Below are 20,666 nucleotides of genomic sequence, written 5' to 3'. Positions count from 1 at the left end.
CAAGACGAGCTCGGGGAAGGGGTCATCCCTTCAAGCTAGTGGTGTCCAGTTAGGTGGAGACTCAAGTCCCGTGATTTTCGTAGCCTGGTCCCTGATTGTTCGCCTTTGAGCTCAATGATGCTGGTCGCTCGCGGGGGCCGCCGAGCAGCAGGCCCACGCCTGAGATGGCAATGATCAACGTAAGAATGCCGATGATCGCCGAGTAATAGGGCTGCAGGTTGAGCATCCCGAAGTTGCCCGTGTGGACCTTGAGCAGCCAGAAGGCATCGATGTTGTTCGCCAGCATCAGCCCATAGATCGAACCCGACAGCGCGGTGATGATCAGGGGGACCGCTGCGATCGGCACCAGGGCTCGATGGATGCGGCGGCGCAGATGGCGGCGGCTCATGGGGATCGCCGGCTTGGGGTCAGTTGTTCTGCAGGGCCTTGTGGAGCGCCTGCTCATTGGCACAGGGCATCCACAGCGAGCCCATGGCAAAGGCGCCCTTGCACTTGAGCTCGACGGCGCGTTGCTCCGCCTCCTGCTTGGTCTTGAACATGCCCTTCATGTGCGCCGCAGCGGGTGCAGTGGTGAGGAGCGGGGCGAAGGCCACCGCCGACAGGGCGACCAGCAAGGCCCACCGGTAGGGCTGTTGGAGGGGGCTGGTGTGGTGCGGGATCATCGGGTTGTCGCGGGGATGGTCAGGGCAAGAATCAGAGGCGGGAAGGGCACGGTGGGGTCACTTCTCCTTGGAGACGGCCTTCTCATAGACATCGAAGTTCTTGCAGGGCATCCACTCCTTGCCCATCGCGAAGGCGCCGCTGCACTTGAGCTCCTTGGCGCGCTGTTCCGCAGCGGCCTTGCTGGGGAACATGTCGTTGGCCTGGGCCCGAACGACGCCGGGGTTCAGCAAGGCGCCAGCCGACAGCAGGAGAGCCAGAGCGATGCGGTTCACGGGGTGGTGGGGGAGCAGGCCTGAGGTCACCTTAGAGTCTCCCCACGGCAGGAGAGTCAAGCCCATGGGAGCTGTTGGCATGAAGACCGGCATGAAGATCGGGGCGCTGGCCGGCCGCAGTGGCCTACCGGTGAAAACCCTCCGCTACTACGAAGATTTCGGCCTGCTGCCGGCGGTGGGCCGCAGCGAAGGCGGTTACCGCCTGTTCGGTGAGGAGAGCCTGCGGCGCCTGGAATTCATCCGGCGGCTCAAGAGCCTCGGCCTGACTCTTGATGACATTCAGGAGTGTCTGGCGGTGCACGATGCCGGTGAGCTCCCCTGCGTCGACATCCAGCGGCAGCTCCAACGGCAGATCGATCTGGTGGACGAACGGCTGCGGGAGCTGCGTCTGTTCAGGAGGGAACTGCAAAGCCTGCTGCAGAACTGGCAAAGCGATCCAGCGCCGAACACGGCCGTGATCTGCCCGAATCTCAACGTCTGAGCAGCCCCCGGCCGGGGGAGGTCGCATGAACATTTGGCTGGATTGTCAATCCACTCGCGAGCCCGTGGACACCTTGGAGATGGACAGTTCGCGAGCGGCGTCGAAAGGATGGCCAACAACGATCCACGACGAAGATTCTTCGGACGGCCAGCCCTGCTGCTGGCCACGGGAGGCATCATCACGGTCTCCCTTTGGGCTGGCACCCGGTGCCTGTCCCAGGGTATGGGCGATGCCGGCATGCCCGGCTACGGGGGCGGTGCCGGCATGCCCGGGTATCGAGGAGGCGTGGGTGGCCCGGGCCAGATGGGGATGGGCCACTCGGATCAGCAGTTCATCGTGATGATGATCCCCCACCACGATGGGGCGATCGCGATGGCCGATCTCGCCCTCACCCGCGCCAAGCGGCCCGAGATCAAGGAACTGGCGAAGAGCATCAAGGCCAGTCAGACCAGCGAGAACGCCCAGATGCGCGCCTGGTACCGGCAGTGGTTTGGCAAAGATGTGCCCAGTTGGGGTCCGGGCACTGGCTGGGGTTGGCAGAACGGCATGGGCATGGGTGGAGGAATGGGCATGGGCGGGGGCATGGGCATGGGCATGGGACAGATGGGTGGTGGCACGAACCTCTCTGCCCTGAGCGCAGCCCCTGACTTCGACCGTGCCTTCATTGAGCAGATGATTCCCCACCACCAGATGGGCGTGATGATGGCCTCGATGGCCCAGACCAATTCGCAGCACCCGGAGCTTCGTCAGTTGCAGCAGGCCATGGTGCGGGTGCAGAGCGATGAAATCCAGCAGATGTCCCAGTGGTATCGCAGTTGGTACGGCACACCCTGAGGCCACCGATGGATCCGTTCTTCATCCTCGATACGCCGAAATCCTTCGAGGCCGCCAGCGCCGCCCTGCAGAAGGCGGTGGCGGAGCATGGCTTCGGCGTGCTGGCCGTGCATGATCTGGGCAACACCCTGCGCAGCAAAGGTCAGCCGTTCCTGGAGCAGTGCCGCATCTTCGAGGTGTGCAACCCCCAGCAGGCCGCCACTGTGCTCAGCACCACGATGGCGCTCAACATGGCTTTGCCCTGCCGGATCTCCGTCTACACCGAAGCCGGCCAGACCCGCCTCGGGATGATCCGCCCCGAGGCGATGCTTGCGGGCCTCTCGGCCGATCCCTCCCTGCGGGAGGTGGCCCGGGCGGTGGAGACCTCCACCACGGCGATCATCGAGGCCGCTGCGGCCTAGCCTGGTAGACCTTTAAAGGTGAGCCCACAGGCCACGTCCGCCCTGGCACCCCCGTACTCACTGATCCTGCCCAGGCGTCGCCGCAGCCCACCGAGGCCCTGGCCGGATCGTTCCAGCGCGTCACCTTCCACAATCCCGACAACGGCTTCTGCGTGCTGCCCATCAAGGCCCGCAGCAACCGGCACCTGGTGACGGTGGTGGGCCATGCCGCCGAGATCAGTTCCGGTGGATGGGTGACTGTCAGCAGCACCTGGGTGAACAGCTGCGAGCACAGCCAGCCGTTCCAGGCCTCCTTCCTCAGGGCTTCCGCTCCAACCACCGCGCAGGGGGTCGAGAAGTGCCTGGATTCGGGGATGATCAGCGGGATCGGCCCGACCTACGACGGTGACACCCTTGCGGCTTAGCCTGCGATCTTCCTATCCACTCCGCTCTGAGATGAGCGCCGCAGGGAGGTAGCCAGAACCATCCCCTGGGAGGAGCAACGCCTCGGCCTTGAGCTCACCCCCAGACAGATGGCGCCGACCGGACGATCGAGCCACTCAGGCCCACCACCTGCACCAGCGTCTGCGGCCCGCTGATCTGGCGTGGCGGCCATCGCAGAGCGGGTAGCGGTGGGAAAGGCCGCAGCCGCAGACCATCACCGTGCTGGCTTGATCAAGCCGCAGCTCCCGTGACACCCAGCCAGTGCCGAGGTGGGCGCCATCGCAGATCCAGCCATGGCGGCTGCGGCCGCAGCGGCAGAGCTGGTGCACTCCCGCTGGCAGCTCCAGGGGAATCGGACCCGCAGAAGGCGGAGCCGATTCAGCCATGGCACTCACAGCCACAGCCGGCGTGGCAGGGCTCACCGTTGGGGTGCCCTTTGGCGCAGACCTCGCTGCAGAACAGCAGGGCGCCGTTGCGGAACGGGCTGTCCGCCTGCACCGTGCAGTGGCAGCCTGGGCAGGCGCACTGCAGCGTGGTTGGTTTCTCCAGGGTCGTGGTCATGGCCTCTCCTTGCTCTGTGCCGATGGGCCCAGTCTGGTGCCGTCAGCACCGGGCAGGAACGGCTTGCCGTACTGACAAGCCGGGCTGCTGGACCTATTAATGAATCAGAGGCCACGACCAGGGCAGCGCGAGCCCAGACCCTGCAACCGGCCCAAGGGCGCTCGATACGGGGCGCCCTTCTCATTGGGGGCGTAGCCAGCCTTTCTGCAGCTGTCCTCAGATGCAGAACATTGGCTCTTCGCGGTAAACGTGTCCGGCTTCCCCGGCAGCGCCACGGTTGCTCAGGTAGCCAGGCCTAGCGTTAAGGCCACACCGCCGGGTGGGCCATGGCCGTGGTGAACCGCTGCGCGGTGGGGATCTACCCCAGCGAGAAACTGCTTGCGTGGGCGCGGCAGCACGACCTGGATGTCGATGCGGCTGGAGCCAGGGAGCCCTGCCTGTATCTGATTCCCGACTACGAGACAGAAGAGGAGGCTGAGGAGATCCTCAAGGAGGTCTTCGAGGCGATCTTCGAAGCCGAGCTCGACTACTGGCATCGCGACACCGGCACCTGGCCGGCGGAGCGCACCTACGCGGTGTTCCGCAAGTGGTTCGACGTCCGTCTCTACCCCCTGATCCAGGACCTGGTGGGCGAGGAACTCACCGCCACCGAGGTGGATGAGGAGTTCCTCGGAAAGCTGCGTACGGAGCTGGAGGGATTGCACTCATCCCCCCCTTGAGTCATCTGATTTCGGCATCTCGCCACGACGAGGGACTCCCGCGAGAGGCTGGGGTTGTCTGGCGTCACCCCTGAGGCTCTATGGATCCTGTGGCTGAGATCAAAGAAGCGATCGCCACCTATGCGGCCAGGAGCGTGGAGCAGCGCAGTCGCTGGTACTCGCCGGCAGCTGAGGCCTATGCGGCCACCAGGCCCAGCTACCCGCAGCAACTGGTGAATGCGGTGGTGGCTCGATCGGGCTTGACGGCAGCATCCACGATGTTGGAGGTGGGCTGTGGACCGGGTACGGCCACGGTGTCGTTCGCGGAGCTGGGCTGCCGGATCGTGGCCATCGAGCCCAACCCGCAGTTCTGTCTGCTGGCTGAGGAGATCTGTCAGCGGTACCCGAACGTCGAAGTGGTGAAGACATCTCTTGAGGAGTGGGAACCTCAGCAGGAGCGGTTCGATGCCGTGCTGGCGGCCACCTCCTTTCACTGGATCCCGCCGGAGATCGCCTATCCGAAAGCAGCCGGTTCCTTGCGGGAGAACGGCTGGTTGATCCTGCTGTGGAACAAGGAGCTGCAGCCACCTCTGGCGACCCATGAGGCCCTGCGAGAGATCTATCGCCGCCATGCCCCTGAGCTGGAGCGCCCCTACGAGGATGCCGCCACCGTGGCCGGGATTCTCACGGCCTTGGGGCAACTCGTGATGGAGTCGCAGCTGTTTCATGGTGCCCAGCAGGGTCAATGGCTGGTGGAAAGCCTCCTGAACATTGACGACTACCTGACCCTGCTGACCACCTACTCCCCTTTTCTGGCCCTCGATCCGGATGTTCAGGCAGCCCTGACATCTGACTTGAGGCGAGCCCTGCAGCAGATCCACGGAGACACTGTGCCGCTGACTTACACCACGGCGTATCAGATGGCCCAAAGGGTCTGAGCACGAGCATCTGACGAGCGGCTATGACGTTCCCCCCCTTGCCGATATGCCTCCGCCTGGGCCAGACTCTTGGACTCGCCACTGGGTTGGCGGCAGTCCTCCTCCTGGGCTGCTCGCTTCTGAGGCCTGGCCAGTCTGCGGATGGGCGCGCCACGGTGCTCTCGATCGGTGACGGTGACACCATCCGCGTCCTGCAGGGCCAGCAGCGGATCACGGTGCGGCTGGCCTGCATTGATGCCCCCGAGATGGCCCAGGCTCCCTATGGCGCCCAATCCCGCGCCTACCTGCAAACGCGGCTGCGGATCGGTTCCCCGGTGACGCTGCTGCCGCAGACCGTGGACCGCTATGGCCGCACTGTGGCGGAGGTGATCGGGGAGGTGAACCTCAACCTGGCGATGGTGGAGGACGGCCAGGTGCATCCGCTCCGCGGCCCTGCGGCTATGCCTACCGCAAGTACCTGGGCCAGTGCGACGCCAGGGAGTATGTGGAGGCCGAGTTCCGGGCGTCCCGCAGCCGCTACGGGGTGTGGAGGGTGCCGGGTGGGATCACCCGCCCCTGGGACTTTCACCGTGGCAGAACAGCGGGGCGATCAGCCAGCAGCACCGGGGGGATTCCTGGTGGCCGGATGGTTCGCTGCGGTGAGATCGGCTCCTTTGCCCGCGCCCAGGAGTTGTTGCGCCAAGGACACACCTATCTGGATGGGAATGGTGATGGTGTGGCCTGCGAAAGCCTCCGCTGAAGGGTCGGGCAACCGCACCTTGCTGCTCTGGCCGACATCGGCAGGTTCGTTATGGTCGAGCTAATCGATGCTGCACCAACATGGCCCTCACTGGATCTGAACTGCTGACCAAAGTCAAGGAGCAGGGCGATGCCTCCAAGTCCGACCTGGTGCGGGCTGCCGGCTACGTCAGCACCAAAAAAGATGGCAGCGAACGGCTGAACTTCACCGCCTTCTACGAGGCCCTGCTGGAGGCCAAAGGCGTCAGCCTTGGGGAAGGCAACGGCAACGGCAAAGGCAAGGCCGGCCGCAGCCTCAGTTATGTGGCCACGGTGCAGGGCAATGGCAACCTCTTGGTGGGCAAGGCCTACACCGCCATGCTGGATCTCAGGCCCGGCGATGAGTTCGAGATCAAGCTCGGTCGCAAGCAGATCCGCCTGGTGCCGGCCGGCGGAGCCGACGAGGAGGAGTGAGCGCTGCTGCCTTGCAGGGTATGCCCTGCACGCGCTGCCGACCCCATCCCTGATCCTTAGGTGGAGCGGTTCAGCTTTTGCTGCGAGAGGCTGTGACATGGGCCACGGCAGCGGTCCGGAGCGAACATTCCCTCCTGGAACGACTCTGCTCTGAGCATGCGCTCAGCCCAGCACCGGTTGCAGTCCCAGATGCTCCACGTAAGGCTGGAAGTCGCGGTCACTGAACAGCAACGGCAGGTTGGCCTCAATGCAGGCGGTGGCGATGATCCCGTCGATCGTCTTACGCACCGTGATCCCCTTGCTGCGCAGCTGCCGGTCGTTATCGGCTGCCGTCTAGGCGTTGCTTCCTTCCAGCATCGGCTGCAGGTTCAGCGAACGGAATAGCTGCCGGGCCTTCGCCACATCACGCCCATGGCGGCATCCCTGCAGAACCTCCACCAGGATCAGATCGCCGATCACCAGCGGCGTCTCCCCGAGCAGCCCATCGAGGCGTTCCACCTCGGGCGTGCTGACTCCATTGAAGAAGTCAATCCAGACCGAGGAATCAACGACGATCACGCCGGCTCATCGGGCCCATCGAGCCGCTGGGCCTCCAGGTCACCGTCCCAGGGAAGCTGCCCGCGGAACGCCCGCATCTCACCCTGCTGCTGCAGCCGCACCAGGGTGCGCAGGCCCAGTTCCACGGCCTCCCGCTTGCTGCGGGCCCCACTGACCTGCATGGCCTGCTGCATCAGGGCGTCGTCAATGACGATGTTGGTGCGCATGGCCCAGCCATCTCAGCCCATGGGCAAACCGTAGGCCGTTCTTACACATTCGGGGCGGGTAGAGCAGGCCCGGCAAGATCCACCCGAGCCGGTTGGCCGGCCCTCAACCCAGCACTGGCTCCAGCTCGTCGGCGCTGCGGGCGGTGAGGGCGGCGATGCGCCGCTGCACTCGATCGCCGTGATACAGCACCGGACTCTTGCCGCTCGGCCACTTGCGCATCCAGTCCTCACCGGGCACCAGCAGCCCCTGGGTGCGCCAGCGGTAGAGGGTGGAGATCGAGACACTCAGTGCTGCGGCGGCCTGGGGCGCCGTCAGCCAGGGGGAGGGGTTCATGGCCTCAGGAGCGGAGGTGTTTGGGATGGCGGGCGACCAGCTCTGCGGAGACGGCCTCGATCAGGGCCTCGGGGCCGGAGGCCGTGACCAGATCGACCAGGGCCTCCAGGGCGGTGCTGGGCAATTCGCGCAGGTGGATCGCCACCGCCTGGACGGCGCCAGGGCGGCCAGTGCCGCCGGTGCAGGGATCGGGGCTCATTGTCCGAGTGCCTCGGCGGGCTTGATCGTCCAGAAGGGATCGCCGCGCTTCTGGACCGCTTCCCCCAGTTGCTCAGCCAGCTGCTTGCGCTTCTTGAGCTGGCCCTCGAGCTCCTTGATCGACGCGGGGTACGACCACGACACCCGGCCCTCCTGGCGGTAGAGGCAGAAGCCCCCCACCGTGGGCAGGTTCTTCTCCGGCAGGGCCCCCAGCTCCACCAGGGCATCAAGCCTGGCGGTGGCCTCGGCCAGGCGCTGCTTCATCGCCTCCAGGGAGGCCTTGGCCTCGACGGCGGCCCAGAGGGCTTCAGCGGCCTGCTGCGTGAGCGAAAAGGACGACGGCCATTCCAAAGCCGAGGAGGAAGCCAGAGGATCCAGCCCAACAGAGGGCGAGCTGGTGCTGGTGTCGCCGCGCGGCGCGGCGACGTTCGAGGAGGACATGGCTGCGGGGTGGATGGGGACGAATGAGGAACCCAGGCAGGTGCGGGCCGTTCAAAGTGCGTCAGCAGCAGTTACCTAGGCTAAACACTCTATGCCCTAGCGCTCGCTAGTGCAAGTAGTCAAAAGGGTCGCCAGTCCCGCACGTAGCTGTTGAACACCCGCACCCAGCGGCGGCGGCATTCCTCGGCGGTGTGGGTCCTGATCTCGCAACGGCCTGGCGCGACCCAGATCGTCAGCGCCCGGCCCATCGGCAGCCCGTAGTGCTGCTCGGCCATCGTCAAACCGGCCCCCAGCTGGGCGCGGGTGTCGTACTTCTTACCCCGCTCCGACAGGCTCTTGAGGTCGGCGATGCCGTAGCTGCCATCCGGGAACCGCAGCAGCAGATCGAGGGTGCCGGCCACATTGCGCTCCAGGTCGTAGAGCATCAGCTCACTGGCCACCACCTGCACATGCCCCCAGAGGGGCTCGGCCAGTAGCGGCGCGATCCAGTCGCCGTAGGCGCCGTACCTCTGCCCCCAGGGATCGACCGGGAGGCCGGCCTCAAGCCCCGCCGGCCAGAGGTGGCGGGGAGCCTGCCAGCGATGCAGGGCGAAGTGCTGCAGCGCGGCATGGCAAGTGTTGCCGCGCGGCTCCCACACCTCCCGCCAGGCCTCGATCCAGGCCAGGGCGTCCTCGTTCTTGCAGACCCGGCCGATGACGCCGGTAATGGAGATCGGGAACCAGTGCGCTGAGTCGGTGAGCCGGTAGGTCCAGGTGCTGTCGTCGCGAGTGATCGCCAGGGGCTCCAACCAGCCCGCTGCGGCGCCGTTGGTGGCCGCCGGGGTGGCCGCGAACGTCGCAGCTTCGAGAGCGGTAGTAGCGGACGCTATTGGATCAGCGCATGCCATGTATGAACCCTACTCCACCTCACTAGCGTCACGCCATTCGAGCGTCCAGCCATGGTTATGTCCCTTCCCTTGACCCCGCAATCCCGCACCTCCGTCGTTCTGCTGCTCAGCCCCGAGCAGGCCGCCTGGCTGCGCTCCCACGCCGGCCGCCGCGGTGTCTCCTCCTTCATGCGCCGACTGCTGGCCCAGCTCATGGAGGACGAGCGACGGGAGATCGAGCGGGCCCGGCGGCGTTTCCAGCGCTCCCGGCACAAGGCCGAGACTCCGAGCGGGGCCCGCTGATGGCCGCCTCCCCCGCAGCTGGCGGTTGGGCGCAGGCCCCGTACCAGCTCCTCGATGCCGCCAGTGCGCCCGGCGGCAAGGGACGTCTGCTGATTTACCTCCTGGTCCATCGCCACGGCCACGGCAGCCCGAACGGTTGCTGGGCCTCGGCCGCGACCCTGGCGCGGGAGGCCGCCATGAAACGGGACGACGTCTTCTCAGCGTTGCGCTGGCTGGTCGCCCACGGCTGGCTGATCCGTGAGCAACGACCCGGCCAGCCCTCCCTGTACCGCTGCCGTCGCTCACCCGTCCCCCCTTTGGGGGACACCCCCGACATGGGGGGCGGCACCCACCCCCCGGATGGGGGACACCCCAAACAGGGGGCACCCCCCAAAAAGGGGACACCACCCATCCCCCAAACGGTGACCCCACCCACCCCCCCTTTGGGGGACACAAACAAGAACCCAGGAACAAGAACCCCAGAACAAGAACCCGGACCTGCTTCCAGATCTCTTTCCACCTGTTGTCTTTCTGCGCCGGAGGCCCTGGGGCCACACACAGCAGGCAAAGCATCGGCGGAGCCACCGAGGGAGGCGCCCGGGGTGGCTCAGCCGCCCGCCGCCATCGAGGAACCTTGGCCAGAGCCCTGCTGGGGACCGCCGCCGCCACCACCACTGCCGCCGCCTGCGGTGGCCCCCCATCTGCCGGTGCCGGTCGAGGCGCTGCCGCTGCCTCTGCAGTGCATCGCCGATCGGATTGAGGCCTACTGGTTGGGCAAGGGCGGCAACCGCAGCCAGCAGGCGTTCGCCGTGATGCTCGAGGAGCTGAGCGCCGTGGCGCAGCGGGCCGGGCACCAGGGCGCGGCGCGGTTCCTGCGGCAGGCGACCCAGGCGGGCTGGCCGACGCTCAACGCCGACATCTGGCTTGCCCAACACCGCCAGGAGCTGGCCCTGCAGCGGCACCCGGCCTATCAGGTCTTCCGCGCCGCCTGAGGGCCATGGCGCCACCAGACGAGTTCTCGCCCAGCGTTTATGGCTAAGGATCGCTAGGTACCACTAGGATCGCCCTAGACCACGGCAAGAGCCAGCATGTTCAGCGCACCGGTGGGCCACAAGCGCCACGCGCTCAACCGCGACCTCGGTTTCCGCCGACCGCGCCGCGCCTGCTTTGCCTGCTACGACTCCGGCGTGATCGCCAACGGTGACGGCCTCGTCAACAGGATCCTGGGCGACTACGACCGCACCTGCAACGGCCAGCGGATCCCCGGCTGTGATCTGCCGCTGATCTGCCACTGCGCCGCCGCTCACAACCCCGCCTCGCGGGGGCTGCGGGGACCCGATGGGCCGATCGCCCAGGGCCTGGCCTCGGAGCTGACCCGCGACCAGGTCGCCAGCCTCCACGAGCAGCGCCTGGCCTCCTGGCAGGAGACGGAGCGGTTGATGCGCGATGCCCTGATGGCCCGTGCCGCCGGGGATCCACAGGCGACGCCCTGGTTCATCGCCGAGGTGCGCCACAGCGTGCGTGCCCAGGCCGACCGTCAGGCCGCTGCGGAGCAGACGGATCCAACGGAAGACGGCCCGCGGCGCCTGCAGCCCCTGGGCGGCATCCTGGCCGAAACTCTCTCCAGCCCCGAGGGTCCGCTGCAACAGATCGAACCCCAGGTCGATCCTCCGGCAGCACCACAGCCGGCGGCCTGAGCCGGAAACCCAGGACTCCTTCCCCAGCTGGCTGCAGCCTGAGCCGCCGCACTGCGAGGGCCCGGGATCCACGCGGCCAAAATGGAGGGGCGGCAAGGCCAGAGGCGAACGGGCCATCAGCCCCGTATCGCAGCAACGGACGGGGTCAGTATCGAGCCACAACCACCGGGCACCAGGAGAAGCGGAAACTTAGCCCTGTAGCATCCTCCTTAGCGCCAGCTAGGCTTGCTCCATCGCTGCGGAACGATGCCCAATGCCGCCAAGGGGCGCGGCGACCGCGCCGAACGGGAAGCTGCCGAACTTCTCTCCCTGCTGCTGGGAACGACCATCCGCCGCAAGCTCGGAGCCGGTCGCCTCGACGACCAGGGCGACCTCGACGGCCTGAATGATTTCGTCCTCCAGGTCGCCGACTGGAAGGACGTGGCTCGCGCGGCCCGCGAAAAGCCCGCAAGCGCCGAACAGCAGCGCCACCACGCCAAGGCCGCCCACGCCGCCACCTTCGTGCGCTTCCGCGGCGGCACCTGGCGCGTGGTGCTTACCCCCGAGCAGTGGGCCCGGCTGGTGCTGGAGCTGCGGGAGCCGGCCGATCCGGACGCCCTGCTGCCGCTTCCCCCTGACGCCGCCCTGCCGCCTTTGGCGGCCTGACCGTTCTCCCTCCCTGCTCCCCTCCGCCCGCACCATGGCCACTGCCGACCCCGACAGCCTTCTGTCCCAGGACATCCGGGAGCGCTTCGGGAAGACGATCACCGCCTGGATTGAGCGGGCCGGCTGGAGCCACGACACCCCCCTGCGCTGGGGCAAGGCGGCCGGCTTCAGCTCCTTGGCCGACTCGACCTTCAACCGTCTGCAGCGCGGCAAGATCGCCCAGCCCTACCCGATGACGTTCCTGCAGTTCGGGTTGATCAACGACCGTCTGGCCCGCAAGGACTACGGGCTGGAGCCCGACGATCCGCTGCTGCCGCGGGTCGCCCGCCAGCGCCCGATCGAACATGAGGACGGCCGGCTCTGGACCGCCACGGATTTCTTCTCCCACTTCATCGGCGAGCTGGAGGCGCCGGCCTGGGCCAGGGAGCAGCCCCTGCCCAGCCTCGAGCAGGCGGTGACGGCCAGTGCCGAGGCGGTGACGCTGTTCAAGGCCGCCGCCGAGGCGGCCGGCCTGACGCTGCCCCAGGCCTGGGAGTCCCTGGCGGCGGTGGCGGCCACGGAGCCGGCGGATGTGATGCCGCCGCTGGGAACCGAGGAACTCGATGTGCTGCGCATGGTGCTCAGCGGCTGGCACACCTGGACGCCGGAGCAGCTGGGCCAGCTGATGGACCTGGATGGCGGCCTCCGGCCACTGATCCTGCTGCGCTACTGGAAAGACACCAAAGACGTTGCCCATTAGGGCTCCCTACTACTAGACTGGCCAGAGCTTCAGGACTACTGGCTTGGCCTCTTCTTCTCCTGTGGTTACTGAACCACAGTCCTCGTATCCGGAATCGCTGGAGCTCTCGCTCCTCGCCTTCCACCGCAACGTCGGCCCCATCCGCAAGCAGTCGGAAGCCAAGTACGGCGCCTTCGCGGATCTGCGAACCGTCCTTGAGGCCATCACTCCGCACTTGCTTGATCAGGGCCTGCTGCTGACGCAGAACATGGCGGAAGGCCCCGACGGTTCCTGCCTGCTGCGCACGGTGCTCACCCACGCGCCCAGCGGCGACGCGATCTCTTCGTCCTGCCCCATCCCCACCCTCCAGGGGCTGCTGGATCGGGTGCATCAGCTGCGGCAAGAGGCGTTGCAGCGCTTCCCCATCGACATGCCCCTGGCGGCCCTCGGCGCCCTGCCGCCCGTACTGCCGCCGCGCCCGGCCGATGGCGACACGGCCTTGCCGCCCCTGCCACCGCGCCAGCCGGGGTTGCGGCTGGACGACCAACTCAAGGGCCTCTACACGCTGCTGGGGCAGCTGGGCACCACCACCAACCCCCTGCATTCCCTCGGCGGCACAGTCACCTACCTGCGCCGCTACCAGATCCTCTCGTTGCTCTGCCTGGCGGCGGAGGACAGCGATGGTGAGGCGGAGCGTCAGCCGCCGCTGAGCACCAGCCAGCCCTCTCCCCAGGGATCGCCTCTGGCAGCTCCGCCTGCGCCAGCCGCCGCACCCACCCGCCGCCGCCGTGCCGTTCCACCGGCCCCGGCCCAGAGCCAGGGCCAGAGCCAGCCATCAGGCCCGCGGCCTGCACCAACTCCCGCGCCGCCGGCTGCCGCCCCGGCGCTGCCCCAGCAGGCACCCGGCCCGAGTGGACCGGAGGCGGTTTCTCAGGCGCCTTCTCCAGCGGCGGAGCCTGCGCCGGCCCAGGTGGAGGCCTCCCAGCCCCAAGGGGTGATCCATGCCCTCACCCCCTCCGAGGTGCAGCAGCTGATCGGAGAGATCCGCTCGCTACCCGTAGAGACCATCCCGCACCTGGTCAGCGCCTTCCGCCAGCAGTTCCGCCTGCCGGACCGGGCCCTGGTCTCCGACTACATCAGCACCGCCGACCACGCCGCCTTCATCAGGCAGCAGGTGATCCAGCTCGCCCCGGCCATCGCCTGATCTTTCCCCGCGATCGTTCACTCATGAGCCCCACCTCTCCAGAGCTGGACAGCCGAGCGCCAGCACCTGCCGCACGCGACATCGACAGTGATCTGCTGCAGCAGGTGCTCCGCCATCCCACCGGTGCCGCCGGCTGGTTGCTGCAGCACCGCCAGGGCCAGCTGCATCAGCAGTTCAGCGAGGCCCTCGCCCGGGTCTTGCTGGCCTGCCACGACACCGCCAAGCCCGGTGAGCTGACGCTCAAGATCCGCATCAGGCCCAACCCGGACGCTCCCCTCCAGGTGCTGATCAGTGATCAGGTGATCGCCAGACCACCGCAGCAGGCCACCACCAGGGCCTACCTGTTCCACCCCGATGACCTGCGGCTGAGGGGTGAGGAGCCCGGCCAACTCTCGATTCCCCTCGCTGGCTGACCATGGCCCTTCCCAAGCTCACGGTGAAGCTGTTTCCCCCCAAACCCGGCAAGTCCTATGCCGCTTCCGGGAATCTCACCATCGCAATCTCTGATGTTCATGCCTTCGCGGAATGGCTGCTGGGCCAGCAGGGCGAATACGACGACTACCTGCAGCAGAACGTGGTGCGAATCCTGGCCTTTGAGTATCACAACACTTCCCGCGGTGGCTCCACCTATCGAACGGTGCAGCTGCGCGATCCTGCCGACCTGGCCGCACCCTCTCCCTCGCCTGGATCCCCGGATGGGCCGCACCTGGGAATACTTCCTAGTAACTCCTACGCCGACGAAGTTCCATTCTGAGATGCACCATGGCAACCCATTCCCATCCCCCGGATCAGCAGCTCGTCCGCCGCGTCCTCGATGCTTTCGAGCGCGAATTCTGGGCCGGTCACCATGACCGCGGCCGGCTGCTGGCGGCACCCCTGCGTGTGATCCACCAGGCGATCGACCCCGCCGAGGCCGCCGCCGGCCACATCGAGGAGCTGCTGGCCGCCCTGGAGGGGAATGAGCCACGACCCGCCCCGCAGGGCTAGCCAGGCCGCCCTCCCCTTCGCCGTGCCCGCCATGCCGTTGCGACCCGACAACCAGACCCTCCAGGAAGAAATCCGGCGGGCCGCAACCCGGCAGGCGGCAGCGCCGGCGTTGCCGCTGGTGCGCGGTGCCGGCCCATGAGCACGCCTGCGACCCCAACACCGGCCCCATCCGCCTGGGAGTGCCGCGAGTGCCTCTGGCTTCTCAACCCCAGCCAGCGGGAGGTGCTGCGGCTCCAGGACGCCCGCTGCCCTGGCTGCGGCCGCGCGCTCGGCGCCTTCCGCCCCATCCACCCCACCCCCTTCCGCTGATGCTCCGCCTGCTGATCCGCTCCCATCCACCCCAGGAGCTGCTGCCCCGCCACTACGGGCTGGTGGTCACCGACTGCTACCGCCACCGCCTGCTGGTGGCACCGATCCCGCTCAACCTCGCCTTTCGCTGGCTGCTGGAGCTCTGGCTGCGGTTGCGCAATCCGGTGCCCCCTGACCAGCTGGACCGGCTGGCGAGCCGCTTTCTCTACGCCCAGGCCTACCGCGAGGGCTTCCGCTCCGGCAACGCCGCCCGCTACCCGCCCGGCACCGCCTTGGTCTTCACCCGAGCGACCAAGGACACCGTCGTGGCGGCCTGGGGCGTTCACGTCGATGCCGAGGAGCTGGCCCAGCGGGTGCTCACCGCCGCCATCCGCAGCGGGCCGGATCGGCGCAACGCCCACGCAACTGTTCTGTGATGGCGCTCCCCCTCTCGACACTTCTGCTGCTGGACTGCGAAACCACCGGCCTGGAAGTGGAGACCGATGAGCTCTGCGAAATCGGCGCCGTGCTCTTCTCGGTGCCCCACCGGGCGGTGCTGCAGCAGCTCTCCTTCCTTTTCCCTGTCGCCGCCAACGGCGCCGAGGCGATCAACGGCATCGACGCCGCCCTGACCCAGGCGCCCCAGCCCCGCCCTGAGGCCGCCGCCCTGTTCCGGGCCATGCTCAACGCCGCCGATGCGGTCGTCTGCCACAACGCCGCCTTCGATCAGCCCTGGGTCGAGCGCTGGCTGGCCGCCGCCGGCCTCGCCACAACCGAGGACCAGGGCAAGCCCTGGATCTGCACCTGCGAGGGCATCAGCTGGGCTGGCCTGCGGCCCAGCCCGTCGCTGGCCGCCCTGGCCCTGGCCCACGGCATTCCGGTCTGGGCGGCGCACCGGGCGCTGACCGACTGCATCTACCTGGCCCAGATCCTGGAGCGCGATCCGCAGCTCGAGGAGCACCTGGCGGAAGGACTCCAGCCGCGCCAGCTGGTGGCGGCCGATCTGCCCTTCTCCCGCAAGGACGAGGCCAAAGAGGCCGGGTTCCGCTGGCTGCCTGAGGCCAAGCAGTGGCAGCGCCGCTGCACCGCGGCCCAGATCGAGGCCCTGCCGTTTCCGGTCATCCCCTTGGAGCCCAGCTGATTCCCCGCGGCAAGGAAAGCCCCTCGCCCGACCATCACCAGGGCCCGCAGGCCATCGGGAAGCTCCGCCGAACAGGGCCAGCAGCCCAGCTCCCGCTCGCTCGATGGCCCCATCAACGCCAGGATCCACGGCCATGACTGACATATAGGGAGCGCTAACCCAGTAGCGGGACCGCCAGGGGCTGGGCCTGGCCACAGCCGCCCTGCGGGCGCCGGGCCACCGCAGCCGCGGGCGAGACGCCCTGCCGCCGTGACCCAACCGCCCCAGCCCGGCGGTGGCGATGCGCTCTTTCATCGCCAGCGCCAGGGTCGGTGACCGCGCAGCGGCCTCACCGACTCGCATCGCCCTGGCGCGGCGTGACACGCTGACGCACCGCTGCCTGGCGGCTGCACTGCTGTTCGCTACTGGCTAAATCCAGTAACCTGTGGCTAGCTAATCACTATCTAGCTACGGCTACCGAACCTGCTACTGCTGAACCCCGCCAGCAGGTGCGTGCCGCCCTGCAGCTGGCCCTTGGCGAGATCGAGGCTTCCTACCGCGATGCCGCCATCGAGGCCCTGCGCGATTCGGCGCCCCAGGAAGACGACGACGGCAACCCCGCCTGGCCAGCGCCGCAGAAGCCCAGGCGCAAGCGCGGTGTTCCCGATGGTGTCGGCAACAAGTTCCCCCACCAGACCCAATCTCCGCGGCCCACACGGGCGGAGATCGAGCAACGCCTGGCGCAACTCCAGCTCTGGCTGGCCCAACGGCAGCCCACCCTGTTCATCCGCGACCAGGCGGCCCTGCTCTGGGGCATGTCCTCCTACTGCACCCTCAAGAAGTACCTCCGCGTGGCGCGCTCGCGGATGGTCGAGGAGCTGGTGGACGACCGCCTCATGCACCAGGCGGAGCAGATCTACGCCCTGATGGACGTGGCCCGGCGCGCTGCCGATGCCGAGCAGTTCAGCGCCGCCGTGGGTGCCCACCGCGTGATCTGCGAGATCGCCGGGATGCTGCGCGCGCCGATCAAGCCGCCCACTGCCGCCTGATGCCCGCCCCTCTCGCCACGGTTTCCGTCCCCACGGTCCCGACAGTTCTGCGCCCGGGGGCGATCTCCGCTGGCGGCCTGCTCGTTTCCCCCGCCCACGGCGATCCCTGGCGGGATTGCGGGCTGCTGGGCCTCCGCGATCCCGCCATAGCCCAGCAGGGCCTGGCGCCCCTCAGCCTGGAGGGCTTCATCGCCGAAGCCTTCCCCGCCTACGGCTTCCACCGCTGGGCGCGGGTGCTCATCGCCCTGCTGCAGCAGATCGCCGATGGCGAGCTCTCGCGCCTGATCGTCACCTGCCCGCCGCGCCTGGGCAAATCGCTGCTGATCTCCAAGCTCTTCCTCGCCTACTTCGTCTACCGCCACCCGCACATGTTCGCCGCCATCGCCTCGTACTCGGGCGAACTGGCCTACGCCCATTCGCGCGAGGCGCGGCACTTCTACAGGGCCACCGGCAACCCGCTCTCCAGGGATTCGGCAGCCGTGGGCAACTGGCTGACACCCCAGCGCGGCGGCTGCATCGCCGCCGGTGTGGACGGCCCCTTCAACGGCAAGGGCTACTCGCTGGGAATCATCGATGACCCCTACAAGGGCCCCCACGACGCCGGCTCCCCCCGGGTGCGTGCGCGCATCGTGGAGTGGCTGCGCTCGGTCTGGTTCCTGCGGGCCGAACCATCCTTCATCGACGCCGGCAGCGGCGCCCTGCAGCGCAACCTCTCGGCCCAGGTGATCGTCCTCACCCGCTGGGATCACGAGGACATGGTCGGCTGGTTGCTGGCCGAGGAGCTGGGCGACGCGCCCCAGGGCTGGCATGTGCTGGATCTGCCGGCGATCGCCGAGCACCCCAGTGATCGGCCTGCCTACCCGCCCTCGGTGACCGTTGAGCCCGACTGGCGCCGGCCGGGGGAGGCCCTGTGCCCGGAGCGCTTCCCCCTGCAGGAGCTGCTCAAGATTCGCCACCGCACCGGCGCCTTCTGGTGGTCCGCCCTTTACCAGCAGCGGCCCAGCCCCACCAAGGGGGGCATCTTCCAGCGGGCCTGGATCCAGCCGCCCTTCCAGCGGCAGCAGCGCCGCCGCTTTGCGCCGCTCGTCCTCTCCTGCGACCTGACCTTCAAGGACGAAGACGACAGCTGCTACTGCGGCTTCGTGCTCATGGGCCTGCTGGCTCCGGATCCCGGCGGGCCCCAGAAGCTGGAGATCGAGGTGCTCTGGGCAGTGCGCAAGCGGCTCGGGCTGCCCGGCACCATCCATTTCCTGCTCGCCGCCAGCGCCGCCCTGCACAAGCAGGGCCTGCGGCCCCATGCGGTGTTGGTGGAGGACGCCGCCAACGGCCCGGCCGTCGTTCAGGTGCTGCGGCGCAAGATTCGCGGCCTGCTGCCCATCCCGCCCCGCGGCAGCAAGGAGCTGCGTGCCCATGCCGTCGCGCCGCTGCTGGAATCGGGCCAGGTGGCCTTCCATCACCGCGCCGAACCGCTCAGTGAGGAACTGCCCCGTTTCCCCAAGGGCAGCAAGGACCTCACGGATGCCTTCTGCCACGGCGCCCTCTGGCTGGAGGAGCGCTACTGGAAAGGCCTTGGCGTCCAGGACGCGCCGGTGCCGCTGCTGCTCTCGCGCTGATGGTCCGGCAGCTCTCCCTCTTCGATCCGTCCCCTGCGGCGGAACACCCTCAGGGGGAGCACACAGGAGGTGCACACCCCGGCGGTGAGCACCCGCCAGCGCCGCAGCGACCGCAACCACCGCGCCGCCGCCGAGCTCTGCACCCCCGTGCGGCTTCCCACGCACTGGCACTGCAGCACCTGGATCTGGCCGACACGATCGCCGGCAACTTCGCCCGCCGCACCGTCCACCCGTTCGAGGATCTGCGCCAGTTGGCGATCATCGGGCTGCTCAAGGCCGCCGAGCGCTTCAATCCCGCCGGTGGCCGCCCCTTTCGCCCCTACGGCCGCACCTACGCCAACGGCGAGATCATGCACTTCCTGCGTGATTCGGGCTTCGCGATCAAGGTGCCGCCCACCTGGCGGGATCTGCATGCCAGCGGGCAGAAGCTGCTGCGCCAGGGCACCGTACCCGCGCAGGTGCCCCAAAAGCTCGGCATCAGTGCCGAGCGCTGGCAGGAGATTCAGGAGGCCTGCTCGATCACCGTTGTGGCTTTGCCGCCCGAGACCTAAAACGGCTGGCGATCGCTGGAACGACCCAGCTCAGCAGCGGGCAGTGGATCTCGAACCAAGGAGGCAACTCTTGCTCCCACCTTCTGCATCTAGATGTTAGGCGATGACAAAGAAGGTCAAGAACTCAGCGATATGAGTTATAGCTCAAAGCTAAGCTGCATAACTGGTTCACTATTGGCAATAGCGACTTGTCCTTCCGAGCCACCACCCATGTCAGGAGAACGTGCCTTGGAGGCCGCGACGTTCTTCAGATATGGCAATAGACTGCCTTGGGATAGATACTCGGATCTGGCAAGTGCGGCTGATCGAGCTTGGCAAGCCAATGACTTTTTGGGGTTAAACTCGATATCGGTGAAGCAATCATAGTTAACAAGTTGCCGAAGAAGTTCAAGTTGCTGGTAGAGCGCGCCTAGATACAACCAATCATAGAACTCTGTGCCGGAATCTAAGTTGAAGTAGTAGTTGCCAATTGCCCATCCAGAAAGATCGTGACATGCTTCATGCTCTCGGGCTCGCTGACGCGCCTCTCGTGGTTGCAGAAAGTATCTATCGTTGTCAGGTCGATTCTGGCCAGCATATATCTTGCTGCCCTGATAAACGGTCTCCACCGAAGCATTCAATGGTGGATCACAGAGGAAGCGAAGCTGCAGATTGAATGCAGATAATGCAACGCCAAGTGGCGTTTCTGATTTGGAGGAGATCTCAAGAGGATTGCGAAGATCCGTAGTGCTAATGATACTTGAGTGGAGAGAGGCAATCGATCTCTGTTTTTGAGCTACAGAGAATCCTGGGTACCATTCAAACTCTATCTGAATTTCTTTAGTTGCCGGACAAGAGCCACGGTGATTATCAAAAAAAACTGGACGGGTTGCCATATTCTAAGCCCTCTTCCATTGTTCCCAGTCGAGCCTTGGGGAAAAAAGCTCGCGAGATACAACCGATGTGATTCCCCTTGAATCAAGGAGTGGTTGATACTTCTGCTTTGTCTCTACGCTCGAGAACGCGATACGGACAATGTCTGATGATGTAATCATTGTTGGAACAAGTACTTCAGCTTGGGGAGATGTCGGACAAGACGCTGGAAGGCCTGAATGGCGGCCCTTCCCTTGAATGGTGCTTGAAAACATACCCTGAAAGGCGGCAAGTCCTTGAAACTCAGAACTTGGTCGCCTTGACAGATCGGATGTAGCGGCATTATATGGATAGAATAGACAGTTCTGTCGCCAAAGAATACTCACGTCAATCAGAAGAACGCACCAATCAACTGTAATACCCTGGGTATATCTGTAAAACATTTGGTAATTAGGAAATGACACTGATACGCATACATGATCAGGCTTCCCATCGTATCGATACTCATCTAGGAGGCTGCTGAAAAACCAGCCCAGCCGCGGGAGAATGGCCCAACGGCACTGAGCGAATGCGCGGCCAGCAGGAACGCACCGGC

General features: G+C 66.6%; 37 protein-coding genes and 2 pseudogenes. 25 read left to right on the top strand and 14 right to left on the bottom strand.

Translation table 11 applies throughout. The annotated features are described in order from the left end of the window. Positions 1-61: 61 nt before the first annotated feature. From KUG39_RS16510 to KUG39_RS16500, 3 genes are all read right to left on the bottom strand, one after another. On the bottom strand, positions 62-388 hold the full coding sequence (locus KUG39_RS16510) for a hypothetical protein (protein WP_216914350.1): 327 nt from the start codon (positions 386-388) through the stop codon (positions 62-64). A 19-nt stretch (positions 389-407) separates the two neighbouring features. Further along, positions 408-614: a DUF3721 domain-containing protein gene (locus tag KUG39_RS16505; RefSeq protein ID WP_286193045.1), complete on the bottom strand. Its 207-nt coding sequence runs from the start codon at positions 612-614 to the stop codon at positions 408-410. Between the two features lie 105 nt (positions 615-719). Beyond that, positions 720-935: a DUF3721 domain-containing protein gene (locus KUG39_RS16500; protein ID WP_216914354.1), complete on the bottom strand. Its 216-nt coding sequence runs from the start codon at positions 933-935 to the stop codon at positions 720-722. A gap of 64 nt (positions 936-999) precedes the next feature. Between KUG39_RS16500 and KUG39_RS16495 the strand changes: the two genes are divergently transcribed. From KUG39_RS16495 to KUG39_RS16480, 4 genes are all read left to right on the top strand, one after another. Beyond that, entirely contained in the window at positions 1,000-1,416 is a 417-nt protein-coding gene (locus tag KUG39_RS16495; protein ID WP_216914356.1) for a heavy metal-responsive transcriptional regulator, read from the top strand. 108 nt (positions 1,417-1,524) lie between these two features. Further along, positions 1,525-2,250 (top strand): DUF305 domain-containing protein, encoded by a 726-nt coding sequence (locus KUG39_RS16490; protein WP_216914358.1) that lies wholly within the window; start codon positions 1,525-1,527, stop codon positions 2,248-2,250. A gap of 8 nt (positions 2,251-2,258) precedes the next feature. Beyond that, positions 2,259-2,651, top strand: coding sequence for a DUF302 domain-containing protein (locus tag KUG39_RS16485; RefSeq protein WP_216914360.1), 393 nt, complete (start codon positions 2,259-2,261; stop codon positions 2,649-2,651). Positions 2,652-2,803: 152 nt separating this feature from the next. After that, entirely contained in the window at positions 2,804-3,055 is a 252-nt protein-coding gene (locus KUG39_RS16480; RefSeq protein ID WP_216914362.1) for a hypothetical protein, read from the top strand. Positions 3,056-3,190: 135 nt separating this feature from the next. On the opposite strand, the gene KUG39_RS16475 is transcribed toward KUG39_RS16480, so the two are convergent. Together KUG39_RS16475 and KUG39_RS16470 are read right to left on the bottom strand one after the other, a co-directional pair. Further along, positions 3,191-3,460 (bottom strand): CDGSH iron-sulfur domain-containing protein, encoded by a 270-nt coding sequence (locus KUG39_RS16475; protein ID WP_216914364.1) that lies wholly within the window; start codon positions 3,458-3,460, stop codon positions 3,191-3,193. Continuing rightward, complete coding sequence (locus tag KUG39_RS16470) at positions 3,453-3,635, bottom strand: metallothionein (protein WP_216909476.1); 183 nt, start codon at positions 3,633-3,635, stop codon at positions 3,453-3,455. Before KUG39_RS16470 ends, KUG39_RS16475 begins: the two co-directional genes overlap by 8 nt. 326 nt (positions 3,636-3,961) lie before the next feature. On the opposite strand from KUG39_RS16470, the gene KUG39_RS16465 reads away from it, so the two are divergent. The 5 genes and pseudogenes from KUG39_RS16465 (at position 3,962) to KUG39_RS16450 (ending at position 6,462) form a co-directional block, all read left to right on the top strand. After that, positions 3,962-4,354, top strand: coding sequence for a hypothetical protein (locus tag KUG39_RS16465; RefSeq protein WP_216914366.1), 393 nt, complete (start codon positions 3,962-3,964; stop codon positions 4,352-4,354). Positions 4,355-4,443: 89 nt separating this feature from the next. Beyond that, a complete protein-coding gene (locus KUG39_RS16460) occupies positions 4,444-5,271 on the top strand; it encodes a class I SAM-dependent methyltransferase (protein ID WP_216918377.1) in 828 nt (275 codons plus the stop codon). A 23-nt stretch (positions 5,272-5,294) separates the two neighbouring features. Next, positions 5,295-5,621 (top strand): annotated as a pseudogene (locus KUG39_RS17655) (thermonuclease family protein); the annotation flags it as partial. 275 nt (positions 5,622-5,896) lie between these two features. Then, a complete protein-coding gene (locus KUG39_RS17420) occupies positions 5,897-6,010 on the top strand; it encodes an excalibur calcium-binding domain-containing protein (protein ID WP_286193048.1) in 114 nt (37 codons plus the stop codon). Between the two features lie 80 nt (positions 6,011-6,090). Next, positions 6,091-6,462, top strand: a complete 372-nt coding sequence (locus KUG39_RS16450) for an AbrB family transcriptional regulator (RefSeq protein ID WP_216914370.1) — start codon at positions 6,091-6,093, stop codon at positions 6,460-6,462. 162 nt (positions 6,463-6,624) lie between these two features. Here KUG39_RS16450 and KUG39_RS17415 read toward each other — a convergent pair whose 3' ends face one another. The 7 genes from KUG39_RS17415 to KUG39_RS16420 all read right to left on the bottom strand — a co-directional run bounded on the left by KUG39_RS17415 (position 6,625) and on the right by KUG39_RS16420 (position 9,086). Further along, positions 6,625-6,750 carry a PIN domain-containing protein gene (locus tag KUG39_RS17415; protein ID WP_286193049.1) on the bottom strand — a complete coding sequence of 42 codons (126 nt, stop codon included), beginning with the start codon at positions 6,748-6,750 and terminating at the stop codon, positions 6,625-6,627. A 45-nt stretch (positions 6,751-6,795) separates the two neighbouring features. Beyond that, complete coding sequence (locus tag KUG39_RS17410; protein ID WP_286193050.1) at positions 6,796-7,020, bottom strand: PIN domain-containing protein; 225 nt, start codon at positions 7,018-7,020, stop codon at positions 6,796-6,798. After that, positions 7,017-7,226, bottom strand: a complete 210-nt coding sequence (locus KUG39_RS16440) for a type II toxin-antitoxin system VapB family antitoxin (RefSeq protein WP_216914372.1) — start codon at positions 7,224-7,226, stop codon at positions 7,017-7,019. Before KUG39_RS16440 ends, KUG39_RS17410 begins: the two co-directional genes overlap by 4 nt. Before the next feature lie 103 nt (positions 7,227-7,329). Beyond that, positions 7,330-7,560: a helix-turn-helix domain-containing protein gene (locus KUG39_RS16435; RefSeq protein WP_216914374.1), complete on the bottom strand. Its 231-nt coding sequence runs from the start codon at positions 7,558-7,560 to the stop codon at positions 7,330-7,332. A gap of 4 nt (positions 7,561-7,564) precedes the next feature. After that, a complete protein-coding gene (locus KUG39_RS16430) occupies positions 7,565-7,759 on the bottom strand; it encodes a hypothetical protein (RefSeq protein WP_216914376.1) in 195 nt (64 codons plus the stop codon). Beyond that, positions 7,756-8,199, bottom strand: a complete 444-nt coding sequence (locus KUG39_RS16425; protein WP_216914378.1) for a hypothetical protein — start codon at positions 8,197-8,199, stop codon at positions 7,756-7,758. Before KUG39_RS16425 ends, KUG39_RS16430 begins: the two co-directional genes overlap by 4 nt. 119 nt (positions 8,200-8,318) lie before the next feature. Further along, on the bottom strand, positions 8,319-9,086 hold the full coding sequence (locus tag KUG39_RS16420; protein WP_216914380.1) for a PD-(D/E)XK nuclease family protein: 768 nt from the start codon (positions 9,084-9,086) through the stop codon (positions 8,319-8,321). 69 nt (positions 9,087-9,155) lie between these two features. On the opposite strand from KUG39_RS16420, the gene KUG39_RS16415 reads away from it, so the two are divergent. The 16 genes and pseudogenes from KUG39_RS16415 (at position 9,156) to KUG39_RS16345 (ending at position 19,219) form a co-directional block, all read left to right on the top strand. Further along, the gene (locus KUG39_RS16415; protein WP_216914382.1) at positions 9,156-9,368 is read left to right on the top strand and encodes a hypothetical protein; all 213 of its coding nucleotides are present in this window, start codon (positions 9,156-9,158) and stop codon (positions 9,366-9,368) included. Further along, positions 9,368-9,589 (top strand): annotated as a pseudogene (locus tag KUG39_RS17650) (hypothetical protein); the annotation flags it as partial. The gene KUG39_RS16415 and the pseudogene KUG39_RS17650, both read left to right, overlap by 1 nt. Positions 9,590-9,949: 360 nt before the next feature. Further along, positions 9,950-10,339: a hypothetical protein gene (locus KUG39_RS17405; RefSeq protein ID WP_286193051.1), complete on the top strand. Its 390-nt coding sequence runs from the start codon at positions 9,950-9,952 to the stop codon at positions 10,337-10,339. Positions 10,340-10,435: 96 nt separating this feature from the next. After that, entirely contained in the window at positions 10,436-11,044 is a 609-nt protein-coding gene (locus KUG39_RS16405) for a hypothetical protein (protein WP_216914386.1), read from the top strand. Between the two features lie 246 nt (positions 11,045-11,290). Continuing rightward, the gene (locus KUG39_RS16400) at positions 11,291-11,689 is read left to right on the top strand and encodes a hypothetical protein (protein ID WP_216914388.1); all 399 of its coding nucleotides are present in this window, start codon (positions 11,291-11,293) and stop codon (positions 11,687-11,689) included. 34 nt (positions 11,690-11,723) lie between these two features. Continuing rightward, positions 11,724-12,428, top strand: coding sequence for a DUF8644 domain-containing protein (locus tag KUG39_RS16395; protein ID WP_216914390.1), 705 nt, complete (start codon positions 11,724-11,726; stop codon positions 12,426-12,428). 61 nt (positions 12,429-12,489) lie between these two features. Then, the gene (locus KUG39_RS16390) at positions 12,490-13,611 is read left to right on the top strand and encodes an ERF family protein (RefSeq protein ID WP_216914392.1); all 1,122 of its coding nucleotides are present in this window, start codon (positions 12,490-12,492) and stop codon (positions 13,609-13,611) included. Between the two features lie 23 nt (positions 13,612-13,634). After that, positions 13,635-14,024 carry a YfdP family phage-associated protein gene (locus KUG39_RS16385; protein WP_216914394.1) on the top strand — a complete coding sequence of 130 codons (390 nt, stop codon included), beginning with the start codon at positions 13,635-13,637 and terminating at the stop codon, positions 14,022-14,024. Positions 14,025-14,026: 2 nt separating this feature from the next. Continuing rightward, the gene (locus KUG39_RS16380; RefSeq protein ID WP_216914396.1) at positions 14,027-14,365 is read left to right on the top strand and encodes a hypothetical protein; all 339 of its coding nucleotides are present in this window, start codon (positions 14,027-14,029) and stop codon (positions 14,363-14,365) included. An 8-nt stretch (positions 14,366-14,373) separates the two neighbouring features. After that, complete coding sequence (locus KUG39_RS16375; RefSeq protein ID WP_216914398.1) at positions 14,374-14,598, top strand: hypothetical protein; 225 nt, start codon at positions 14,374-14,376, stop codon at positions 14,596-14,598. A 135-nt stretch (positions 14,599-14,733) separates the two neighbouring features. After that, positions 14,734-14,907 (top strand): hypothetical protein, encoded by a 174-nt coding sequence (locus KUG39_RS16370; protein WP_216914400.1) that lies wholly within the window; start codon positions 14,734-14,736, stop codon positions 14,905-14,907. Continuing rightward, positions 14,907-15,323 carry a hypothetical protein gene (locus tag KUG39_RS16365; protein WP_216914402.1) on the top strand — a complete coding sequence of 139 codons (417 nt, stop codon included), beginning with the start codon at positions 14,907-14,909 and terminating at the stop codon, positions 15,321-15,323. Before KUG39_RS16370 ends, KUG39_RS16365 begins: the two co-directional genes overlap by 1 nt. Then, on the top strand, positions 15,323-16,027 hold the full coding sequence (locus KUG39_RS16360) for a 3'-5' exonuclease (RefSeq protein ID WP_216914404.1): 705 nt from the start codon (positions 15,323-15,325) through the stop codon (positions 16,025-16,027). Before KUG39_RS16365 ends, KUG39_RS16360 begins: the two co-directional genes overlap by 1 nt. Positions 16,028-16,515: 488 nt before the next feature. Continuing rightward, positions 16,516-17,055: a hypothetical protein gene (locus KUG39_RS16355; RefSeq protein WP_353617359.1), complete on the top strand. Its 540-nt coding sequence runs from the start codon at positions 16,516-16,518 to the stop codon at positions 17,053-17,055. Beyond that, the gene (locus KUG39_RS16350) at positions 17,055-18,668 is read left to right on the top strand and encodes a phage terminase large subunit family protein (protein ID WP_216914406.1); all 1,614 of its coding nucleotides are present in this window, start codon (positions 17,055-17,057) and stop codon (positions 18,666-18,668) included. The genes KUG39_RS16355 and KUG39_RS16350 overlap by 1 nt, the downstream gene beginning before the upstream one ends. Then, positions 18,668-19,219, top strand: coding sequence for a sigma factor (locus tag KUG39_RS16345; RefSeq protein ID WP_216914408.1), 552 nt, complete (start codon positions 18,668-18,670; stop codon positions 19,217-19,219). Before KUG39_RS16350 ends, KUG39_RS16345 begins: the two co-directional genes overlap by 1 nt. A 137-nt stretch (positions 19,220-19,356) precedes the next feature. On the opposite strand, the gene KUG39_RS16340 is transcribed toward KUG39_RS16345, so the two are convergent. Continuing rightward, entirely contained in the window at positions 19,357-20,094 is a 738-nt protein-coding gene (locus KUG39_RS16340; RefSeq protein ID WP_216914410.1) for a DarT1-associated NADAR antitoxin family protein, read from the bottom strand. 3 nt (positions 20,095-20,097) lie between these two features. Beyond that, positions 20,098-20,514 (bottom strand): DarT ssDNA thymidine ADP-ribosyltransferase family protein, encoded by a 417-nt coding sequence (locus KUG39_RS17645; protein ID WP_502988659.1) that lies wholly within the window; start codon positions 20,512-20,514, stop codon positions 20,098-20,100. Positions 20,515-20,666 lie beyond the last annotated feature (152 nt).

The organism is Synechococcus sp. CCAP 1479/10, assembly GCF_019038515.1.
Lineage (GTDB): Bacteria > Cyanobacteriota > Cyanobacteriia > PCC-6307 > Cyanobiaceae > Cyanobium.
Note: the sequence above shows the minus strand (reverse complement) of the source record. Positions and strands in the feature narration are given on the sequence as shown.